This is a genomic window from Pedobacter cryoconitis (genome assembly GCF_014200595.1).
Lineage (GTDB): Bacteria > Bacteroidota > Bacteroidia > Sphingobacteriales > Sphingobacteriaceae > Pedobacter > Pedobacter cryoconitis_C.
This window is the reverse complement of sequence record NZ_JACHCG010000001.1, coordinates 2,550,793-2,571,361: the sequence shown is the minus strand read 5'-3', so window position 1 is coordinate 2,571,361 and position 20,569 is coordinate 2,550,793. Positions and strand designations below refer to the sequence as shown.

At 37.4% G+C, this 20,569-nt stretch carries 24 protein-coding genes and 1 pseudogene; 15 read left to right on the top strand and 10 right to left on the bottom strand.

Annotation, left to right across the window (positions count from 1 at the left end; genetic code table 11):
- Positions 1 to 2 precede the first annotated feature (2 nt).
- The gene (locus HDE70_RS10960) at positions 3 to 1,949 is read left to right on the top strand and encodes a pyrroloquinoline quinone-dependent dehydrogenase (RefSeq protein WP_221302036.1); all 1,947 of its coding nucleotides are present in this window, start codon (positions 3 to 5) and stop codon (positions 1,947 to 1,949) included.
- A 27-nt stretch (positions 1,950 to 1,976) separates the two neighbouring features.
- Here HDE70_RS10960 and HDE70_RS10955 read toward each other — a convergent pair whose 3' ends face one another.
- On the bottom strand, positions 1,977 to 2,567 hold the full coding sequence (locus HDE70_RS10955) for a chemotaxis protein CheB (protein WP_183866844.1): 591 nt from the start codon (positions 2,565 to 2,567) through the stop codon (positions 1,977 to 1,979).
- Positions 2,568 to 2,733: 166 nt separating this feature from the next.
- Here HDE70_RS10955 and HDE70_RS10950 point away from each other — a divergent pair, with 166 nt between their 5' ends.
- Positions 2,734 to 2,955 (top strand): hypothetical protein, encoded by a 222-nt coding sequence (locus HDE70_RS10950; RefSeq protein ID WP_183866845.1) that lies wholly within the window; start codon positions 2,734 to 2,736, stop codon positions 2,953 to 2,955.
- Between the two features lie 10 nt (positions 2,956 to 2,965).
- Here HDE70_RS10950 and HDE70_RS27290 read toward each other — a convergent pair whose 3' ends face one another.
- The 3 genes and pseudogenes from HDE70_RS27290 to HDE70_RS10940 form a co-directional block, all read right to left on the bottom strand.
- Positions 2,966 to 3,247: a hypothetical protein gene (locus HDE70_RS27290; RefSeq protein WP_260160362.1), complete on the bottom strand. Its 282-nt coding sequence runs from the start codon at positions 3,245 to 3,247 to the stop codon at positions 2,966 to 2,968.
- Positions 3,248 to 3,505 (bottom strand): annotated as a pseudogene (locus HDE70_RS27495) (flavin reductase family protein); the annotation flags it as partial.
- Between the two features lie 44 nt (positions 3,506 to 3,549).
- A complete protein-coding gene (locus tag HDE70_RS10940) occupies positions 3,550 to 4,998 on the bottom strand; it encodes a PLP-dependent aminotransferase family protein (RefSeq protein ID WP_183890012.1) in 1,449 nt (482 codons plus the stop codon).
- An 85-nt stretch (positions 4,999 to 5,083) separates the two neighbouring features.
- Here HDE70_RS10940 and HDE70_RS10935 point away from each other — a divergent pair, with 85 nt between their 5' ends.
- On the top strand, positions 5,084 to 5,530 hold the full coding sequence (locus HDE70_RS10935) for a GNAT family N-acetyltransferase (RefSeq protein ID WP_183890010.1): 447 nt from the start codon (positions 5,084 to 5,086) through the stop codon (positions 5,528 to 5,530).
- Positions 5,531 to 5,544: 14 nt separating this feature from the next.
- Complete coding sequence (locus tag HDE70_RS10930; protein ID WP_183890008.1) at positions 5,545 to 6,147, top strand: GNAT family N-acetyltransferase; 603 nt, start codon at positions 5,545 to 5,547, stop codon at positions 6,145 to 6,147.
- A 42-nt stretch (positions 6,148 to 6,189) separates the two neighbouring features.
- On the opposite strand, the gene HDE70_RS10925 is transcribed toward HDE70_RS10930, so the two are convergent.
- Together HDE70_RS10925 and HDE70_RS10920 are read right to left on the bottom strand one after the other, a co-directional pair.
- Positions 6,190 to 6,753: a type 1 glutamine amidotransferase domain-containing protein gene (locus HDE70_RS10925; RefSeq protein WP_183866849.1), complete on the bottom strand. Its 564-nt coding sequence runs from the start codon at positions 6,751 to 6,753 to the stop codon at positions 6,190 to 6,192.
- Between the two features lie 71 nt (positions 6,754 to 6,824).
- On the bottom strand, positions 6,825 to 7,313 hold the full coding sequence (locus tag HDE70_RS10920; RefSeq protein ID WP_183890006.1) for a DUF4385 domain-containing protein: 489 nt from the start codon (positions 7,311 to 7,313) through the stop codon (positions 6,825 to 6,827).
- Positions 7,314 to 7,449: 136 nt separating this feature from the next.
- On the opposite strand from HDE70_RS10920, the gene HDE70_RS10915 reads away from it, so the two are divergent.
- Positions 7,450 to 7,788, top strand: coding sequence for a hypothetical protein (locus tag HDE70_RS10915; protein WP_183890004.1), 339 nt, complete (start codon positions 7,450 to 7,452; stop codon positions 7,786 to 7,788).
- 12 nt (positions 7,789 to 7,800) lie between these two features.
- The gene (locus HDE70_RS10910; RefSeq protein ID WP_183890002.1) at positions 7,801 to 8,676 is read left to right on the top strand and encodes a hypothetical protein; all 876 of its coding nucleotides are present in this window, start codon (positions 7,801 to 7,803) and stop codon (positions 8,674 to 8,676) included.
- 121 nt (positions 8,677 to 8,797) lie between these two features.
- On the opposite strand, the gene HDE70_RS10905 is transcribed toward HDE70_RS10910, so the two are convergent.
- Together HDE70_RS10905 and HDE70_RS10900 are read right to left on the bottom strand one after the other, a co-directional pair.
- The gene (locus HDE70_RS10905) at positions 8,798 to 9,562 is read right to left on the bottom strand and encodes a CHASE3 domain-containing protein (RefSeq protein WP_183866853.1); all 765 of its coding nucleotides are present in this window, start codon (positions 9,560 to 9,562) and stop codon (positions 8,798 to 8,800) included.
- A gap of 166 nt (positions 9,563 to 9,728) precedes the next feature.
- Entirely contained in the window at positions 9,729 to 10,538 is an 810-nt protein-coding gene (locus HDE70_RS10900) for an AraC family ligand binding domain-containing protein (RefSeq protein ID WP_183890000.1), read from the bottom strand.
- A gap of 144 nt (positions 10,539 to 10,682) precedes the next feature.
- Between HDE70_RS10900 and HDE70_RS10895 the strand changes: the two genes are divergently transcribed.
- Positions 10,683 to 11,741, top strand: coding sequence for an SDR family oxidoreductase (locus HDE70_RS10895; protein WP_183889998.1), 1,059 nt, complete (start codon positions 10,683 to 10,685; stop codon positions 11,739 to 11,741).
- Between the two features lie 113 nt (positions 11,742 to 11,854).
- Here HDE70_RS10895 and HDE70_RS10890 read toward each other — a convergent pair whose 3' ends face one another.
- Complete coding sequence (locus tag HDE70_RS10890) at positions 11,855 to 12,841, bottom strand: MBL fold metallo-hydrolase (protein WP_183889997.1); 987 nt, start codon at positions 12,839 to 12,841, stop codon at positions 11,855 to 11,857.
- A 121-nt stretch (positions 12,842 to 12,962) separates the two neighbouring features.
- Here HDE70_RS10890 and HDE70_RS10885 point away from each other — a divergent pair, with 121 nt between their 5' ends.
- The 8 genes from HDE70_RS10885 (at position 12,963) to HDE70_RS10850 (ending at position 18,157) form a co-directional block, all read left to right on the top strand.
- Positions 12,963 to 13,307, top strand: coding sequence for a helix-turn-helix domain-containing protein (locus tag HDE70_RS10885; protein WP_317617404.1), 345 nt, complete (start codon positions 12,963 to 12,965; stop codon positions 13,305 to 13,307).
- Positions 13,308 to 13,535: 228 nt separating this feature from the next.
- The gene (locus HDE70_RS10880; RefSeq protein ID WP_221270611.1) at positions 13,536 to 13,715 is read left to right on the top strand and encodes a DUF3606 domain-containing protein; all 180 of its coding nucleotides are present in this window, start codon (positions 13,536 to 13,538) and stop codon (positions 13,713 to 13,715) included.
- Between the two features lie 25 nt (positions 13,716 to 13,740).
- Entirely contained in the window at positions 13,741 to 14,514 is a 774-nt protein-coding gene (locus HDE70_RS10875) for a DNA-formamidopyrimidine glycosylase family protein (RefSeq protein WP_183889992.1), read from the top strand.
- Positions 14,515 to 14,538: 24 nt separating this feature from the next.
- The gene (locus tag HDE70_RS10870; protein WP_221302035.1) at positions 14,539 to 15,234 is read left to right on the top strand and encodes a type 1 glutamine amidotransferase domain-containing protein; all 696 of its coding nucleotides are present in this window, start codon (positions 14,539 to 14,541) and stop codon (positions 15,232 to 15,234) included.
- A 109-nt stretch (positions 15,235 to 15,343) separates the two neighbouring features.
- On the top strand, positions 15,344 to 15,826 hold the full coding sequence (locus tag HDE70_RS10865) for a DUF892 family protein (RefSeq protein WP_183866859.1): 483 nt from the start codon (positions 15,344 to 15,346) through the stop codon (positions 15,824 to 15,826).
- A 239-nt stretch (positions 15,827 to 16,065) separates the two neighbouring features.
- Positions 16,066 to 16,677, top strand: a complete 612-nt coding sequence (locus tag HDE70_RS10860; protein WP_183866860.1) for a MarR family winged helix-turn-helix transcriptional regulator — start codon at positions 16,066 to 16,068, stop codon at positions 16,675 to 16,677.
- 6 nt (positions 16,678 to 16,683) lie between these two features.
- Entirely contained in the window at positions 16,684 to 17,520 is an 837-nt protein-coding gene (locus HDE70_RS10855; RefSeq protein WP_183866861.1) for a phytoene/squalene synthase family protein, read from the top strand.
- A 1-nt stretch (position 17,521) separates the two neighbouring features.
- Entirely contained in the window at positions 17,522 to 18,157 is a 636-nt protein-coding gene (locus tag HDE70_RS10850; protein WP_183889990.1) for a flavin reductase family protein, read from the top strand.
- 5 nt (positions 18,158 to 18,162) lie between these two features.
- On the opposite strand, the gene HDE70_RS27285 is transcribed toward HDE70_RS10850, so the two are convergent.
- Positions 18,163 to 20,565: a PAS domain S-box protein gene (locus HDE70_RS27285; protein WP_260160349.1), complete on the bottom strand. Its 2,403-nt coding sequence runs from the start codon at positions 20,563 to 20,565 to the stop codon at positions 18,163 to 18,165.
- Between the last annotated feature and the right edge of the window lie 4 nt (positions 20,566 to 20,569).

Here is a 20,569-nt window from a genome sequence, read left to right as displayed (position 1 = left end):
ATATGAAAGCAAAACTAATCGGATTCTCCATAGTACTGACGGCTATCTTAACAGGCTCTTTAACGAGTACAGCTCAAGTTTCACAGCCTGGTGATGAATGGCCAAATTACGGAGGCGACAAAGGTAGTTCCCAATATTCTCCTCTTGATCAAATTGATTCTGCAAATTTCAAGAAACTTCATATTGCCTGGACCTGGCGCTCCGTTGAAGAAGATATCACAAGGACTCATCCGGAAATTAAAAGCTGGGTTTGGGAATCTACACCATTGATGATTAACGGCGTGCTTTATATTAGCACATCTCTTTCTCAGGCTGCCGCGATAGATGCATCAACAGGTAAAACTAAATGGGTTTATGATCCGGGGACCTGGAAAAACGGGACGCCTTCCAATAATGGTTTTGTGCATCGTGGCGTAGCTTACTGGAAAAGTGGCAGTGACGAACGTATCCTGATAGGAACAGGAGACGGTTACCTGATTGCACTAAATGCAAAAAATGGTAAACCCATCTCCACTTTTGGTAATCATGGCAGGATTGATCTGACTCAGGAACTTGGAAGAGAAGTTAGCAGAAAGTTATATGGTGTTTCTTCGGCACCTGTTATCTGTAAGGATGTGGTAGTTATTGGTACCAAGGTTCATGATGTACCAGTTAGTACAACCATGCCTCCCGGTGCTGTACGTGGTTTTGATGTTCGAACTGGAAAACAACTGTGGCTATTTAATGCTATTCCGCAAAAAGACGAGTTTGGAAATAATACCTGGGAAAATGGTTCCTGGAAACAGACAGGCAGTGCCAATGTTTGGGCTCCGATAAGTGCCGACGAGGAACTGGGATACGTTTATTTGCCTTTCAGTACCCCGTCCAACGATAATTATGGTGGAAACCGCCACGGTGACGGACTTTTTGGAGAGAGCCTTGTCGCTCTAGATGCAAAAAGCGGCAAGCGTATCTGGCACTTCCAGTTTGTACACCATGGTTTGTGGGATTACGATCCACCAGCAGCACCGAATCTTATCAATATCACTACAAAAGGTAAACCTATCAAAGCAGTGGCACAAATTACTAAGCAGGGTTTTGTTTATGTTTTTGACCGTGTTACAGGAAAACCAGTTTGGGATATTAATGAGCGTCCTGTACCGCAGTCAAATGTTCCCGGTGAGAAGTCTTCTGCCACGCAGCCATTTCCAAGTAAACCAGCAGCTATAGACCGTCAGGGTGTTACGGAAGACGATCTTGTAGATTATACACCGGTATTGCGCGATTCGGCACTTGCGATATTGAAAAAATACAATTATGGAACTCTATTTACTCCACCTATTTTAGAAAAACCGACTATTTTGATGCCCGGTATTGCAGGAGGTGCCAGCTGGGCAGGTGCTGCTTTCGATCCTGAAACGGGAATGTTTTATGTACCCTCTAATACTATTCCATACACCGTAAGATTGGAAAAATCACAAACACCTGGTATTGGCTATTATGGAAAAACTGTTGCTATGGAAACTCTGGATGGTATTCCACTCTGGAAACCACCGTATGGAAGGTTGACTGCAATTGATATGCATACAGGTGAACATAAGTGGATGAAACCAATGGGCGATCTTGCAACAATAGTTCCCGCATTGAAAAAATTGTCCAATTTTCCTGTTGGTCGTTCTGCACGAAGTCATGTCCTGCTTACTAAAACACTCCTTTTTGTTGCTCAGGAAGGAAGCACGCAACGTGAGGAAATGAGTGGCAGAGCTTCATCAGGTCCGAAGTTCCAAATCATAGATCCTTGTATTGTTGCTTATGATAAAATTACAGGTAAACTAGTTGGAAGAATCGACCTGCCACGCAATGCGACAGCTGCACCAATCACCTACCTGTTAAATGGTATACAATATATAGCTGTAGCTACTGGTGGTGCTAATCTGGCTCCTGAACTGATCGTCTTAAGTGTGGAATAAGTAGATATGAATCCATCCGGAAGAAAATTATTCAGCAGTCTGTTTATTAGCAGGCGGAGCACACATATGAATTAATTTTTTGGCTAAATCAGCTGGTTTGAGTACGGCTACAGGATGATCGAAATCGATGATTGATAGTGGCATTCCTTGTATTTCGGCCGTACTTGGGTCTTGTACCATTACCTTTCCACCTCTTTCATTGATTCTTTTTGCACCTTCAAGCCCGTCATATCCACCACCTGATAAAATTATGCCAATCCCCATTTCCCCACAATCATCGGCAAGAGATTTGAAAAATATATTCACACTAGAATTTGCAACCTTATCATCTCTGGCTTCCACTTTAAGATATCCATTTGTTATCTTTACTGCTGTATTCTCAATAAGCAAATAGATATTTCCCACCTCCAATTGCATATCTTTTTCCATTCTTATTAAAGGCAGGGAAGTATGCTTTGATAAAAGCTCATCTAGTGAACTCCGATGGTCACGCTTTAGATGGGTAATTACAACGAAAGCACAATTTATGTTGATAGGGATATGGTCAAAAAAATCAATTAAAGGAGACAAACCTCCTGCGGAAGCACCTATAGCTACTGTGAAAAATGATTTGGTCATAACATATAGTGTTGATATTGTAAACTTTAACAGGAAGGATAGATAATTGTTTTTTATTAAATGGAAAGTTATCTGGTGAATAAATTCTAAAGTAGGAGTAACTATTTTGACTATGCAGCGTTATACTCCTGGAATCAATTGAATATAGGCTTAAGCTGATAATCTAATGGAATACAAAATAAAACTAGCAGACGGAACTTCTAAAATAATACAAATTCTCTCCACAACGTTTAAAAAGCTCAAAGTATGGAAAGTTCGTTTTGAGGACGGTAGAGAAATTTTGCTTTATAAAGTTGGGGCGGAATGGTTACAGCGAACAGAAGATTATCTGGAAGAATGTTATGTTATAGCTATCGGGGCGTACATTGATGGTTTAGAAACGAATTAAGTTACTCCACCTAACTTGCTTTTGTGAAATTCTTTGCCCGTTCAACATCAGGACTACGATATAATTCTTCAGCTATGGATGATAGGGTGGAAGTATGTACCTGCTTAACAAGACCGTAAAATTGCTGAAAACTCATGATCATTGGCCGCCACTTATTTGGATCAACCCGATTAGGATTACCATCCATAATGATTAACTCATCGAGGTAGACACGTAGTATGCGCAGTTCAATAGTAACCAGGCGTCCACGTTGTTGTTCATCATCCTCCGCAATCCCTTGCAAATTCTCCATGACAGCCTCCATTTGTACCGGACATTCTTTAACTCTTGGAGGATTGACAGTTTCGGATTGGACAGGCGTAAGATTAGCAAGATCAAATTTCTCAGCTTTATAGATATATCCTTTCTGTGCTTTGCCCGGTGGAACCGGAAAAGTACCTGTCGTTAAGGCTAAGCGATTAACGGCAGAGGCATGATGAATAGAAGGAAGGTTCAGAACGCATTCGCCAGTACGGCGAATATTTTCAGTTGTTTTCGAGAGATTCGAAATCCCGATTATTGCGGTATTAAAGCATTGTTTTTTTTATACGCTGTTTAAGAAAATTTATTCCTTTCCAGGGTATTCTCTAAAGTGTCAACCGCAGTTTTCAATTCTTCCTCGTTCATAGAAGCAAAACCGAAGCGAAATGCATTTTGTCCCTGGTAAACTTTTACAATTCTTAGCAGGTGTAGTTCCTTTAACCCGTTAACACGGTATTTTGGTAATAACTTGATATAAATTGCCATTCCACCCGTCGGTAGCGTATAAGAAATGTATGGATGTAATTTCTCTTTTAGTAAGGCATCCAAAAAATCTCTGCGGTGATGATAAATCTTTTTGGCTTTTTTAAGATGCCTTTTCAATTCACCCTCTTTGATCAGAATTGCCAGTGCATTTTGCATATAACCATCACCTCCCACATCAATAATACTTCGTAAGGCTGTGCATTGCGCTATAAAGTTTTTTGGTGCAACCATAAATCCAACTCTTAGCGATGGATCTAACATTTTGGAGAATGAACCAATATATATTACATTTCCACTATGTCCGGCACTTGCCAAAGGCAGATAGGGGGATGAAGTATAATGATAATCGTAATCATAATCGTCTTCAATGATGGCAAAAGAAAATTGCTGAGAAAGTGCCAGCAATTTCATTCTTCTTTCCACGCTTAATGTCACTGTTGTGGGATAATGATGATGCGGAATTACATACACGGCACGGATATTTTTCTTCCTGCATATTTTTTCAATAGCTGTTACATCAATACCATTATCGTCAACATTTACTTCAATTATTTTTGCTCCTGTTTCTTTAAAAGTCCGGTTTGCAATCTGATAGTTGGGTTTGCCTGTAATAATGCTCGCAGAACTGTCTAAAAGCAGTTGGGAAGCCAGATAAATACTCATTTGTGCCCCATGAGTAATCAGCAGATTATCTGTTGATATGTTCAACCCCCTTGTTTCCGACAAATAAGTTACGAGCTGCTCTCTTAACTTTAAGGTCCCTTGCGCGGTTCCTATATGCGCATCTTTTATCGCGTGTTTACGGTAAGTAAGTGTCCGGTAAGTTTTTAGCAGATCGTTTATAGGAGAAATTCTTACATCGGGCCGGCCGTCATTGATCATGAAGTCGGGGGCAGGCATGACTTCACTGCTTTCTTCAACAACTCTAAAAGGTATGCTTAATTCATTCTTGTAAGCTTTTAACTGGTTTGCAGGGCTCCAACTGCGAGGCTTTAACAAAGGAATACACGTTGATACGGCAACATATTTCCGGGGAAAAACAACAATCCAATCCTGAGCTTCCAGTTCCTGATAGGCAGCAATTACTGTCTTACGGTGTACACCCAGAGTTTTCGATAATTCACGACTGCCAGGCAAATGTGTTCCGGGTTTTAATGTCCCATTTCTGATCGCATTAATTATGGATATGGCTATTTGTCTGTAAACGGAAATTTTACTTTCTTTTTCTATGAAAATGACATGTTCATATGGTAACATCTGGACTACTGTTTATCTGAAAACTGGAGTACAAATGTAGTCCTATTAAAAAATACTTTTGAACTATAAATCAAAATAGTTAAAAATGGATTTCAATATTAAAAAAGCAACACTTGAAGATTTGGACATAGCAGCAAATCTGTTTAACCAATATCGGGTTTTTTACAGGCAGCAACCAGATTATGAAAAATGTAAACAATTTATACAAGACCGTTTAACTCAGGAGCAGTCCCACATCTTTTTAATCTATGCAGAAGGTAAGGCTGCTGGTTTTGTTCAGTTATATGAACTCTACCACTATGCTAAACTAGAAAAGCAATGGCTGTTAAGCGATCTGTTTGTTCATCCGGATTACAGAGGCAAAGGACTTTCGATAGCTTTAATTGACCAAAGCAAGCAACGGTGCGATGAAACAGGTGCTTGCGGACTGATGTTGGAAACCGAAAAGACGAACGACATCGGTAACAAACTTTATCCGCGTTGTGGTTTTGAGTATGACGGGTTACATAACTATTATTATTGGTGGAAATAAAAATCGGTTAAGAAATGATAGACTTTGAGAAAGATTATATTTTAGAAAACGAGCGCGTTCTGTTGCGGCCATTAAAGGCAGAAGATTTTGATGCTTTACTGGAGTATGCTACAAACGAACCGGAAACTTGGGATTTTAATGCATTTGGTGCAAGTGGTGGTGAGAACTTAAAAGCATATATCACTACTGCTTTAACCCATAGAGCCGGAAAAACTGAATATCCATTTATTGTTGTGGACAAAACAGACAATAAAATTGTTGGGAGCACGCGTTTTTATATGATAAATTCTATAACGAATACCCTTGAATTGGGTTATACGTGGTATGGAAAGAAATATCGGGGGACCAGTATCAATAAAAATTGTAAATATTTGCTTTTAGAGTTTGCATTTGATGTTTTAAATGTTGAAAGGGTAGGGTTCCGTGCTAATAATTTAAATAAACGGAGTATAAATGCAATGAAAAGTATAGGCTGTGTAGAAGAGGGTGTTTTAAGGAACAGATCAATAGATGGAAAGGGGCAGAGAATGGATGTAATCGTGCTTAGTATAATTAAACAAGAATGGTTTGAATCAGTTAAACAAACCTTATTCAATCTTAGCACTACAAGTTGCTAAAAGCTAAAAATGGAGCCTCAGGGCTCCATTTTTAATGAGTTATCAGGAATGTTGCTCTTCGTGGACCCCTTCAGCAAATTCTTCGACCATCTTATCGTTAAATGCAGGAAGATCTTCCGGGCTCCGGCTGGTCACAAGTCCCTCATCAACAATTACTTCCTCATCCTCCCAATGCGCACCTGCATTGACCAGGTCAATTTTTATAGTTTTCGTAGAAGTCATCTTTCTGCCTTTGACTACTTCGGCGGTTATCAAAACCTGGGGACCATGGCAAATAGCTGCTACAGGTTTCCCTGCACTAAAAAAAGCTTTAACAAATGCAACTGCCTGATCATTTTTTCTTAAGGCATCAGGATTTAATACTCCGCCAGGGATAAGTAACCCATCGTAGTTTTCTGGATTAGCTTCGGCGATCGTTTTGTCGACATTGACTTCAATAGTCCACTCATGATCACCTTTCATAGCTTGAATTTTTCCTGATTTGGAAGAGATGATATGAACTGTGGCACCTTCTTGTTTTAATCTTTCAACCGGACTGGTCAATTCTGTTTCTTCAAAACCGCTTTCAGATAAAACGGCGATATTTCGATTATTTAATTGTCCCATACTATTTTATTTGAGTTTACTATTATAACTACAAATCCGGCTTGCAGAATGTTTTTACATTTTTAGATTCACTAACCCCGCTCTTTCTTCCACGCTGTTTTCATTTTAGCATAGCTGGTATCGGCTTCAGCAGCTTTCCATTTTGTATAAAAGATGGCTGCTGATGCTGCTTTTTCTATTTCCCCCGTTCCCCGTTCAAGCTGGGCATAATCATTTTCTTTGTCGTATTTTTTTCCACTTTTGTAATTCGCATAACGTCTGGCACGGGTGTAGCCCATTTGCAGGAATTTTCTTGCCATGTCAGCGCCTACGAAATCGTTTTTAATTAAGTATTCCTGGAAAAGTTTAAATATTTCCTCACTGCTTTTAGTAGCTATGTCAGGCGTTTTAAATCGCCAGTGTCTTCCTATTTCTGTTTTGTAGGGCTCGCAGATTAATACTCCTTGTTCTCCTTTTCCCACCTGGTAGGCTTCTGGGGTTCCCCGATAGTCTATGTCCGGTTTCCACGGATAACTTTCCTTCTCAAAATTAAGATAAGAGGGTTTTCGTTGCTTAGTCATGCGAGCTAAACAACTGATAATGGTTTAAAGTTTTTGCCTTTAATCTTCTGATCAGTTATTTATTTAATAATTATTAATATCTATTTTTGAATTTAATTAATAAATTTCAGTAAATAGTATTATGATATTGCGTAGAATGACTTTATTAGCTGCGATTTTTCTATTCAGCTGTTCTGGAACACGGGAGCCATACTATCATGGATATGTTTATGATAAAATAACTAAGAAACCATTGGCGAATATACTGGTCAAAGAAAATACGCCTGGAAATCCAAAATCTACATTTACAGATGCTAAAGGGTATTTTAAAATAGAAAACAATACAAAGTTTTTTTCGGATTTGATTTTTTCTGATGTGAATCACTTGCCAGATACGATCCCGACAGCATGGGCCCAACATGGTGAAAAGATGAATTTTACTTTTGTAACAAGTAAACTGGATACTGCGTTTCTGTTATCAAAAATCAAGCTTTAAAATTATGATCAGATGGAATTGAAATTTTTAATACACATTCAGCTCGTGTGGCTGCTACTGATCAATTTTAGCTGCATTCAGGCTAAACAAGAAGATCAGGTTAATCAGTATAAATCTACAGCGAAGCATACTTATTTGGCCAATTATGATTTAAGAGGTGATTTTGACATTATTTTAAATGGTATAAGCATTCGCAGCAATAGGAAAGACGGTGTGATTAGCGGGAATGAATATCTGAATCCGTTTATATCAAAAAAAGGAATCCAGAGTATAACGCTGATTGTAAAATCTTTAAATAAACATACTAAGATAACACCCCGGGAGGTGAAGGATTATTTCATAGATATTATCTATACAGAAAATGGAGAGCCTGCGCCTGTTAATCAGGTGAAAAGATGTAGTTTTCCGGCTATTGGCCATCCGGTAGACTCTTTAATCCATACATGGACATTTGATGCAGATGTATCATATACATTGGAAGGTTTAGATAATTCTCAGGATTTTACAAAAGAAGATCCTGCTAAGTTGCTAAGTGAAGTTCTGGCCTGTTATAAAAATGTACATCAGGTAATCGATCAGGGAAATTCTGATGAATATCTGCAACTATATAAAAAATCGCGTGAAAGAGAAATGATTTCGATGTATTACGATGCGGCAAAACAAAAAGAATATCTACAGTCAATTGCACAAAGAGTAGTTTCATCTAAGGGAGAAATGCAACCGCTAAAAAGTTATAAATTATTTATTCATCCGAATGGAAAACTGGTGAGCTTAATAACTGATGACGGGTTAGCTCCTTTATTTGCGAAGGATAAGGAAAATAACTTAAAAACCTATGGTCTGGAGTTACATCGGGTTAAGGAAAATAATAAGCTGGAGATTTACTAGTTCACATTTCTTAACTACTCAGGTTTTTCTGGAAACAGGCTTTTGTTGCTTCAAGCAGATCGACATTCAATTGACTTTAAATTGTTTATCAGGGGGGTATCTTATAATAAAAAATAGTATTTTAAAGGAGATCCCGCTTATCTATACGTACAGAATAGTCCCCTTTAGAAATTTTTTCTGCCACATCCGAAATCTTATCAATTTGCCTCTCCATCGTTTTTTTTTGTTCTGACAACTCCATCTCAAGCTTTTCAGCCATTGAATTATTCTTCTGGATTTTCCTGTAAAAAAAAAGTGTCATTAGCAAAGCAATCAGAGCAGCAAACCCTATAAAAATCGGTGTCAATGACGCAAACTTGTTCATTTTTGCATTGCGTATAACCATAAGTTTAACTTCACGATCATTCATTGTCTTTATGACAATTCTGGCAGAATCCATGATAGCCTTTCCCCTGACCAAAGTGCTGATCGTAGATGAACGACCTTGCTTTTTGTCTGTGATTGTTCTTTCGATGATGTTAAACTTCTCATTAATTAATCTTTTAAGGAGCGGGAAATCATTTTGCTGTGATTTGTTATCACTGGTTAACTGTTGAGCAGTGTTATAAAAGTTGAAAACGTCATCCTTTGAACCAGTATAGGGTTCCAAAAATGTCTCTTCACCTGTTAATAAATACCCACGCTGTCCTGTTTCGGCATCCTTCATCCTTGAAATCAAGTTTTCCAGAGATGAGCTGACCTGTGAGGTATGTTCTACCCATTGCTGGCTATCCAGCAATTGCAAAATACTTAAATAAGAAATTACTGAACTCAATAACAAAACAAATAGACTGGCGCCAAAACCGAAAATAAGGTTACGCTTAGCATTTTTATAATTTTTACGCATTTTCAAATGTAGAAGAGATGTTAACGATATATAAACAAAGAGGCAAAAGTAAGAGATTTGCAGTGAAAAATAACAGCGTAAAAAAAATTACTGAAGTTATTATTCTGCTGATTAATTAACTACAATCCCTGGTCATTTTTGTTTAAAATATTTGTGCTGAACCATTTTATGTTTTTCTCGTATGATCTCGCTTTTGTTTAATTAACTTACTGACATGACTTTCATCTGTCAAACCAAATTCTGACGCAATTTGCTTTAAGCTAAACCGGCCAGTGTTAATTCTTTGACTTATCAAATTACCTCTGTAATCACTTATGTATTCTCTTATGGTCATGCCGGTATTTTTCTTAAAATACTGACCAATATAATCTTTGGTAAATCTAAAATGTTCACCCATGACCTGCGCTCTTAAATTTTCAGGATAATATATGTTCTTATGAATATAACAGAATACTGCCTGCATATCTTTTGTTCTATGTGTGTTTGATTTGATTTCCCGCATATTACGCTGTAGGAGGTGGGCCAGCGTTAACACTTGCATCCATATAAGGTCTTCATTTCTCAGGACTTCTTTTTTCATAGATATAATTACATCAAAAATCCTATTTATCGTTACCTGATCTTCGTCATTAAAAACAAAACCAGATAAATGTGTTTCCCTGCTTTTAATTAGGTATTCTAAATGACGAAGACCCGAATTAAATATACCTTCCGCCTGATGAATATATAAATCAGTAAATTTTAAATATACAAAGTTTGTTATTCTTTCTATTTCAAAATAGTGCTCATCCTCCGGGCCTAATAGAAAAATACAACCATCATTGTATTTAATGGATTTGGAATTTATAATGTGGTTTCCTATTCCATTTTTGATATAAATTATCTCATAATGATTATGGTTGTGTACAGGATGGATCCAATCTGATACCTCAAAATCAGAAATTAGAACAGGTGCAAATTGTTTATATCTTTTCATAGATTATTACAAAATTAACATAGATTATTACAAATAAACGCATATTACTTCTACCCATCTTTGCTATATCAATTTTAATCAATAGTGGCAGAAATGATCGTGTTAGATTACGTTGATCATGCCAGTTTATAATAATAAAAAACAATGAAAAATAATAAAACAGCACTCGTAGTTGGTGCCAATGGCGTGATTGGTAGTAATCTTATTGCTTATCTTGAAGAATTAGGAGATTGGAATATAATAGGGCTGTCACGCCGGGGAGGGCACAACACCAGTAAAACAAATTATATCTGTGTCGATTTGCTTAATGCAGATGATTGCAAAAAAAAATTACTTCCTTTAACTAACGTTACACATATTTTTTATGCAGCTTATCAGGATAAACCGACCTGGAGTGAACTGGTTGAGCCTAACTTAACAATGCTTGTCAATGTTGTCAATATTATCGAAAGTATTGCTGATAATTTAGAACATATCAGCCTGATGCAGGGATATAAAGTATATGGTGCTCATTATGGGCCGTTTAAAACACCTGCTAAGGAAAACGATGGTGGACACATGCCACCGGAGTTTAATGTTGACCAACAACAATTCCTGGAAAAGCATCAGGCCGGAAAGAATTGGACATGGTCGGCATTGAGGCCATCGGTAGTAGGGGGGACTGCCTTAGGGAATCCTATGAATCTGGTCCTGGTTATCGCTGTTTATGCAACCATGTCAAAAGAACTTGGCCTCCCTCTTCGCTTCCCGGGAAAGTCTGGTGCTTATGACAAATTAATGGATATCACTGATTCCCGGTTACTTGCCAAGGCTACTGTCTGGGCTGCAACCAATATTCAATGTGCTAATCAAGCTTTTAATATTACTAATGGTGATCTGATACGTTGGAACGAATTATGGCCTAAAATTGCGAATTACTTTGAAATGGAAGTGGCTCCGCCGTTGCAAATGCCTTTACAAACAATCATGAACGATAAGGCTTCTGTATGGAAAAGTATGCAGCAGAAATACAAATTAGAAAAACATAGCTACGAAAATTTGTCATCATGGGGATTTGGTGACTTTGTGTTTTCATGGGACTATGACTTTTTTTCTGACGGTAGTAAGGCAAGAAGATTAGGTTTTCACGAGTATATAGAAACCGAACAAATGTTTTTTGACCTGTTTGATGAACTCAAAAAACAAAAGGTTATACCCGGATAGTAAAAACGTGATTAATTAACTTAGGAAGCTTTTAAACGCTTTTCTGTTTTCAGAGCGTCAATTTAGATCAGGGCAATGCTGATACTTCATTACCCTGATCCTTAAAAAGGATTTTAAATATATGGCGTAGATATTGGCATCTGGACCCAGCTATAACCATCACCTTTTTTAGTGATATAACCTAATCCAGGCCAGGGAAGATGGCAAGACATTGTCAGACCTTTTGACTTTGATTGTTCCCTCAATATCTTTGTTCTGGTAGATACGCCTTTATGAAAATCTATATCCCATTCTGTACCCCATTCAGGATGAGAAAGCAATAAAGTGGTATGAACAGTATCTACAATATGTGTCAATGATTCGTTTTCTGAAACGATTTTAAGTACCGGGTGACCGGGTGTATGACCTTCGGCCAGATTTGCTGTAATACAATCGAATAACGTTTCGCCAAAATTATAAAGTTTTAATTTATCATTAACCGCAGCAATGATATTACGGGCTAATACAATACTTCCCTCATTTGAATTCTTATTTTTACTTTGCGAGAAATCAGGATTTTCAGACATCCAAAAGTTATATTCTTTTTGAGACAGGTAATACTTTGCATTTTTAAATATAAGCTTGCCATCAACATCTAAGATTCCACCAATATGATCTACATGTAAATGCGTTACAAATACATCAGTAATATCATCAGCCTTTATCCCCGCAGAATTTAAATTCTTTATAAATCTACCTGCTTGATCACCGATTGCCGATCCACTACCGGTATCGATAATGATAATCCTTTTTTCCTTCTTAATTACTAAGATGTTAATTGCTGCATCTACTGCATCATCTAACATGAAATTTTCTGCTAACGCCTCTTTTACTTTTACGGTATTAATGCCAGGGGCGAAAATTGGCTGTGCAGGATGGATAAATATGTGGCCATCGGTGACCACAAGCAGCTCAAGTTTTCCTAATTTAAACTTAACATAGCCTGAGGGAGAATTTACTCCCAAACCTGGTATTGGAGCTTGAGCATTTAATTTATAAGTTGGTAGTGATGTCAAAATTCCTAAGACGCCAGCATACTTTAACAATTGTCTTCTTTTCATTTATTTTTTTAATTAAAGGTATTTGAATGATATCTTTGTGTCAAGTATGCACAATTTTGTAACCTACGTACTTAAAGTATACTAATCTGATAATCAGCTAGAATAATATTAAATGATAAATGTGAATTCTGAAAAACCAATATGTTCAGTTGATTATGCCTTTAAAAGAATTGGTGGGAAATATAAAGGGCGTATTTTGTGGTATCTGCATAACCAGTCAGTTATGCGTTACGGCGAGCTTAGAAAAGCATTTACAGATATTACACCTAAAATGCTCACTCAGACATTAAGGGAATTGGAAGATGACAAATTAGTTAACAGGAAGGTCTATCTGGAAGTACCTCCTAAGGTTGAATATTCATTAACTCCTGTTGCACAGGAATTAATCCCATTTATTAATCATTTAAAGGAATGGGCAGATAAACAAATGCTGGATAACAACATAAACCCAAAATTAAGCTGTTAAATTGTTTCTGTAGGTGGTTCGGCCTTAGCACATTTGTTCACCGCTATCATGAAAACTTATCTTAATTCTCCTGCACAATTTTTATTTTTTTGTAGCTGCTCCCCAAAGTCAGCATTATGCCAATTTGAGTACAATCAACATGGACTAACTAACAACTGCAAAAGAAATTTCAAATAGTTAAAAAACAACTTTAAAATAAGGATGTTATAGCTGAAAAATAAAATTATTATGGATGACAAAAAGAAAACAGGAAGTCCTGATAGAGAGAGAATCAATGTAAAAGAAAATTATGAAGTGGAATATTGGTCTAAAAAATTTAAGGTTACACCCGATCAATTAAAGCAAGCAGTTAAATCGGCTGGAACATCAGCAATTGAAGTTGAAAAGCTGCTTAATAAACTTAAATAATAAGTTGGTTTAATTAATAGTCATTATGCCTGAATTACCAGATTTGGAGGTTTTTGCTAAGAATTTGCAAAAGCGTTTTAAAAATAAAATCCTGGAAACTGTTGAAGTGAGTGTGGCTAAAAAGTTAAATGTTTCAAGTAAAGAATTGAAGCATGTTTTAGAAGGCCATCAATTGAAAAGTGTCTCCAGGGCAGGAAAGACTTTACAACTGCATTTTGATAACGATGTGGTATTAGGCCTGCATTTAATGCTGCATGGTGAGCTTAAAGCATTGGACGAAGAAGAGGTTAAATTTCAAATTGTTTCCTTTCATTTTAAAGGCGGAGACGGTTTTGCCTTAACAGATTTTCAAAAAGCAGCAACACCAACGCTGAATCCAGAAGATCCTGATGTACCTGATGCTTTGTCTTTAAATCTCTCATCTTTTAAAGACCTGCTGGGAAAAAAGAAAGTACAAATCAAGACCTTATTGATGGACCAGCATTTAATTAGAGGGATTGGTAATACTTACGCAGATGAAATTCTCTGGGAAGCCAGAATCTCGCCTTTTTCTATAGCTAAAGCGATTCCTGAAGCTGGAGTAAAGGAATTGCTAAAGGCAATCAATCATGTGTTGTCTAAAGAGGCTGCCGATATTGCCGAAAAACTTCCGGACGCACTAAATGGTGAGGTGAAGGATTTTTTAAGGGTGCATCGCGCTGATATAAAAAAAAGCCCAACTGGTGCTGCGATTCAGATTGAGAAAAAAGGCACAAGAAAAACCTATTATACGGACGAGCAAGTATTATATACACTTTAAACTGATAGCCTAAACTTATTTATTATGAAGCGAATACTAATGATACTGACTTCCCATCAGCAAATGGAAAATACTGATAGTAAAACCGGTGTATGGCTTGGAGAGTTTACTGATCCTTATTATGAATTTATTGACCAGGGATACCAGGTCACTTTAGCAAGTCCATTAGGTGGAAAGCCGCCTGTGGATACGATGAGTGAACTAACTGAGCATATTACCGGTGCTAACCGCAGATTTGTGGATGATGAATTTGCCCAAAGTGCATTTACGCATACGCATACATTGGTCGGGTTATCTGCTACTGATTTTGATGCGGTTTTTTTTCCTGGTGGTCACGGCCCAATCTGGGACCTGGCTGATAATGAGTTAAGTGCAAAATTGATCATGGAGTTCTTTGATCTGGACAAACCAGTAGCAGCGGTTTGTCATGGCCCGGCGGCTTTGATTAAGGCAGCAGAGCTTTCGCCGGGATTATTAGCTGGTAAAAAGCTGACAAGTTTTACTAATACAGAAGAAAAATTGGTAGGAAGATCGGATAATATTCCGTACAAACTAGAGGACAAACTTATTGAACTTGGAGCTGATTTTAAATCTGCTTTGCTTCCTTTTCTCGTTAATGTGGAAACTGATGGACTACTGATTACAGGGCAGAACCCGTTATCGGCAGGGCCTGTGGCTAAGGCGCTAATTCAAGTTTTGGAAATGGATTATTCCGGATAAGCCAAGTATAAATTAAGCGAACTCTATTTGATTTATAAGAGGCTGTGATACTACGGATACAAACATTTTTCTTACAAAGGTGTTCCAGACACTCAATATTAGCTAACAAATGATACTTGAAAATATTTACTTAGAGAAATTAAGCGAAATTTTTGTCGCCGAAAAGAAGTACATTCTTTGCTTGAAAAAACTTTCAGCCGCTGCATTAACAGATGAACTGCGCATGGGGATTTCACCAGATTCTTCCGATCAGCACTTGCACATTGAGCGTTTAAAACTGTGTCTTGAAATAAAGAAATCGAAAAAGGCTGGGGCCATTTCAACGCTTGATCAGCACTTTTTTGAACACTGTAAAGATGTGGTTAAAGGAAAAGTTCCATCAGTGGAAAAGGATATTTCTATCCTGCACATTTCCCAGCAGATTTTTCAGCGAAAAATTCAGAGCTTTAGTTCTTTGCAGCATATGGCAATAGCTTTGGGTGAGGAGCAATCTGCTTTATTGCTGGAACAATGTTTTAAGGACGACCAGAATGCATATAATTACCTGGTGCAAGTTTCACAAAACATTATCTATCCTAAATCAGTAATCTAGCGGAGACAAACTTGTCGGTTAATTGTCTATCAATTGTGGTTGACCTTAAGATCGAATTCCTGATAAACATGAAGAAAAAATATAAGGTATTAAGATTGCTATTCGGTGGCCAGCTTAATAGCAATCTTGCTGAATAGTATGTTTATGTACTAAAATCAAATTTATTTGTAATTTATCTCAAACAATTAGTGTTTTATTGTACTTAATAGTCTATAATTGTATTAAATTGATTGAAGATTATGTATTACGATTTAATAAGTGAGGTTATAGGCTTAATTAAGATTTATGAACAGGAATCTGATCATAAAAGTCAGGACGGATACTTATTTGCACAGTGGATGAACCAACATTATAAAAGCTCTCCTCAAATTATTGAGGAGCCTGAATGGGAGGGGAAGACAAATGGACGTTCTGCTGATAGCGTAATTAATACTTCGCTGGTACATCTTTACAGGTACGCCAAACTAAATGCAAAAGCTGCAATAGCAAATACATCTTTTTCTACCCCCGATGAATTTATTTATTTAATCAGCCTGGTTTCATTTGGCAGTATGACTAAAACGGCTCTTATCAAACTAAATATTCATGAAAAATCGGCGGGAATGCAAATTGTGAATAGATTAATTAACAATGGACTGGTTGAGCAGTCAGCATTAGATAGTGATAAAAGAAACAGAATGATTCACATTACTTCAAAAGGGACTCAAATGCTGAATGAAAGTATGCAGAATATAAAAAAAGCATCAAGGGATGTGACCGAGCCACTTTCACACCTGGAAAAAATGGATTTAATCAGGTTACTGACAAAACTTGAAAGCTTTCATGAATCTAAAACAAGGATAATTTCTTAATAACCTATGAAAGAAATATTTGATAATTTATCGGCCGAGTTCAGTAAAATGATAACCAAACGTTACAGTACAAGTTTCTCATTGGGTATTTATTTTTTAGATGAAAAGATCCGTCAACCTATTTATTCCATTTATGGTTTTGTGAGGTTAGCAGATGAAATTGTAGATAGTTTTCATGAATATGATAAAGGCATTTTATTATCAAAATTTAAAAGAGATTGCTTTGAGGCTATTGCAGATGGAATCAGCCTGAACCCAGTACTGAATTCTTTCCAGCAAGTTGTGAACAAATATCATATTGAAAAGCAACTTATAGAATTATTTATTCAAAGTATGGAAATGGATCTGAAGCAAGAATATTATACACCTGAAAAGTATGATCAATATATTCTCGGCTCTGCTCAGGTGGTAGGCTTAATGTGTTTGCAGGTCTTTACTGAAGGGGATAAAACACAATATGAAAAGCTAAAGGATTCGGCAATGAAACTGGGCTCTGCATTTCAAAAGATAAACTTCCTCAGAGATGTAAGTGCTGACTATTATACATTAAGCCGTAATTATTTTCCAAATGTGAATTTAGCCACTTTTTCTAATCTTGAAAAATCAATTATAGAAAATGATATAGAAGAAGATTTCAGATTGGCACTAAATGGAATCCGGCAATTACCATCTTCTTCCAGAAATGGCGTTTACCTTGCTTATGTATACTATAAAAAGTTGTTTAATAAGATTAAAAACTGTCCAGCCGAAAAGGTAATGACAGGAAGAATCCGTATTTCCAATGCACGTAAGTTCGGATTGATGTTTGACTCTATTATTCGTTACAAAACCAATACTATATAATATGATAAGCATTCCGAGTGAACAGATTTATCAACTGGAAAAACAATATAGAATAAGCCTGATCAATAGCTTAGTTGGATATAAATCTTTGAATCTTCTGGGGACCATCAGCAAAGAAGGTATCACCAATTTATGTATTATTAGTTCGGTCTTTCATCTCGGTGCTAACCCGCCGCTTTTGGGTTTGGTTATACGACCGGAAAGAGCGCACAATGATACCCTCAACAATATTAAATCAACAGGTCAGTATACTTTGAATAATGTATTGCCAGAGTGGTATATGCAGGCACACCAGACCAGTGCTTCTTATGCTGCTGGTATATCTGAATTTGATACCTGTGGATTTCAAAAGTTGTATGCAGATCATTTTAAAGCACCTTTTGTAAAGCAATCGACTATTCGTATTGGCTTGGAGTTAAGAGAGATTATTGATGTAGAGCTGAATGGTACAACTATTTTGATTGGAGAAATTGTTCAGATATTAGCTGATGATGCGATGATAACTGATGATGGAACAGTTGATCATGTTAAAGCAAAAACAATGACAGTTGCGGGATTGGATACGTATTTTCTTCCACAACCTATTGGGCGTCTGGCTTACGCCAAGCCGGGAATTGATCCGCATAAATCTGCATAATCTATTTATTGATTATATACTTTAGCCAGACTGAAACCAAATGTAGACCCTTTACCAAATTCGCTTTCTGCCCATATTTTTCCCTCATGCCGGTTAATTATTTCAGAACATAAATATAAACCGATCCCAAAACCAGAAATGGAGAACATGTGATTACCTTCCACGCGGTAATACCTATCAAATATTTTAGGAAGATCATCTGATTTAATACCCATGCCATGGTCTTTTATACTGATGTTTGCAAGTCCATTAGCTGAGTAGCACGCAATACTGATACTACTGCCTGAAGGTGAATATTTAATAGCATTGCTAATCAGATTATGGATTACCTGTCCAATCTTTTCTCTATCAGCATTCACGAAGCTGGATTCAATTGGTTCAAATAAAAGTTGGTGGCCTAAAGTAGTGGCCAAAAATTCCAGCTCAACTTCTTTGACTAAAAGAGCAAGGTCAAACTTTTTAAGGTCAATATGTATCTTCCCTGATTCCAATCTGGATAAGTTTAAAAACCCATTAATCATGCTGGTCATTTTGGTGACCTGACCATTTGCCTTCTCCAGTGCTCCTATAAAGAAATCGTCTTCTTGTTTTTTCAATTTGACAAGTAGCAACTGAATATATCCTTTCATCGAAGTCAAGGGTGTTTTTAATTCGTGACTTACCATCCCTATAAAATCATTTTTACGGATTTCATCTAATTTTTTCTCCGTAATCTCATGAATTAGTCCAGTAAAATAGTTTGTGCCTTCTCGGTGCTGAACTTCACCAATTCCTCTAACCCAGCGTGTTTTGCCATCGTGATAACCAATGATCGGATACTCCATATCGAATCGTGTACCTTTTGTAAAAGCAGATTCTATTGAGTTTACAACTTCCTGACGGTAATCTGGGTGGATCTGGTTAATAGCGGCATCATAAGTAACTTCATCCTCTGGAAAATAGCCAAAGAACTCCTTTAGCTTAGCTGATACGACAAAAATTCGTTCTGCGGCATTGATATAATAAGTGCCTAGCCCGGCAGCATCGATTGCCATACGAAGATTTTCTTCTGCATGTTTGATTTCTGCTGCGGCTAAATGTTGTTCTGTTATATCCATTACCACCCCGGTGAAAGCAGAAAATGTACCCGATGGATCTACTTTCAAGTTTCCTATGGCCCGGAGCCAACGTAATTTATGATCATGAAAACCTATTACAGGGTAGGTAATATCATAGTCACCATTATTGTAAATAGCATTTTCGAGCGTTGATGAAGCATAATCACGGTATTCTTCTGTGATCTGTGCCGTTGCCTGCTCAATGGAGAGCGGTTCTTCAGGGTAATAACCAAATAATTCTTTTAAGCGGGCGTCGGTGATGAATTCTCTGGTAACGGAATGAATAAACCAGGTGCCAAAATTTGCGGCACTGACCGCTAATCGAAAGGCAGCTTGTGCTTCTTCGACCTTTTGCTTGGCGATAAGCAGCTCCTGATTGACCAAAGCGAGCTTTTCATTTGTTGTGGTTAATACCTCGTTAGAAGCTGCCAGTTCTTCATTGGTAGCCGCCATTTCTTCATTAATGGCTTGTAATTCTTCTGCTCCTGTAGCAAGTGCTTCTTCCCATTGTTTACGTTCAGTGATGTCACGGGTGGTGCCTGCTACAGCTTCTACCTCACCTTGCTCATTAAGTACTGGTGTTAGAATGTAGTCATATACCCGGCGGCCCAGAATGGCATGGGGAAAAGATACTTCTCCCCGGATAGGTTGTTTGGTTTTTATAATCTGATCGATCTCTCTTTCATGCATTTCGGCATGCCATGGTTCATATCCATTTTCCAGTAATTTTTTACCAATGGCAGTATCCCAGGTTTTACCCCACATGGAAAGAAGCGCACTATTCGCATAGGTGAAACGGTAATTAAGATCAAAAACGTACATCAGATCAGGCGTGTTTGATGTAATTGTTTCATACACTCTTTTCTGCTGGTCTGACAGCACTCTTGATATCCTTAAGGCCTCTTCAGTATTTTTACGTTCGGTTATATCACTTGCTGTACCGAACCATTCTATAATTTGATCCTGATCATCCAATATAGGGACTGCTCTTGAGAACGTCCAGCCTGGTGTACCATCAACCCGAAGTACACGATGCTCCAACTGAAATATTTTCTTTTCCTTTATGGCTTCATCAATAGCTGCATTTACTTTATCCAAATCTTCCGGGTGGACATTATTGGATTTCCAATCAATTGTAGGTTCTTTAGCGTCTTTTAAAAAACCACGTCCATCAAGTTCCCTCATCACCCGCCAGTCAGCGCTCATGCTGTAGATAACATCAGAAGTAGCGATAAGTAATGCTCTTAAACGTACTTCACTGGCGGCAATCACGTCTGCATTTGATTCGGGAACATCAAGTGACTTAGTCATAATT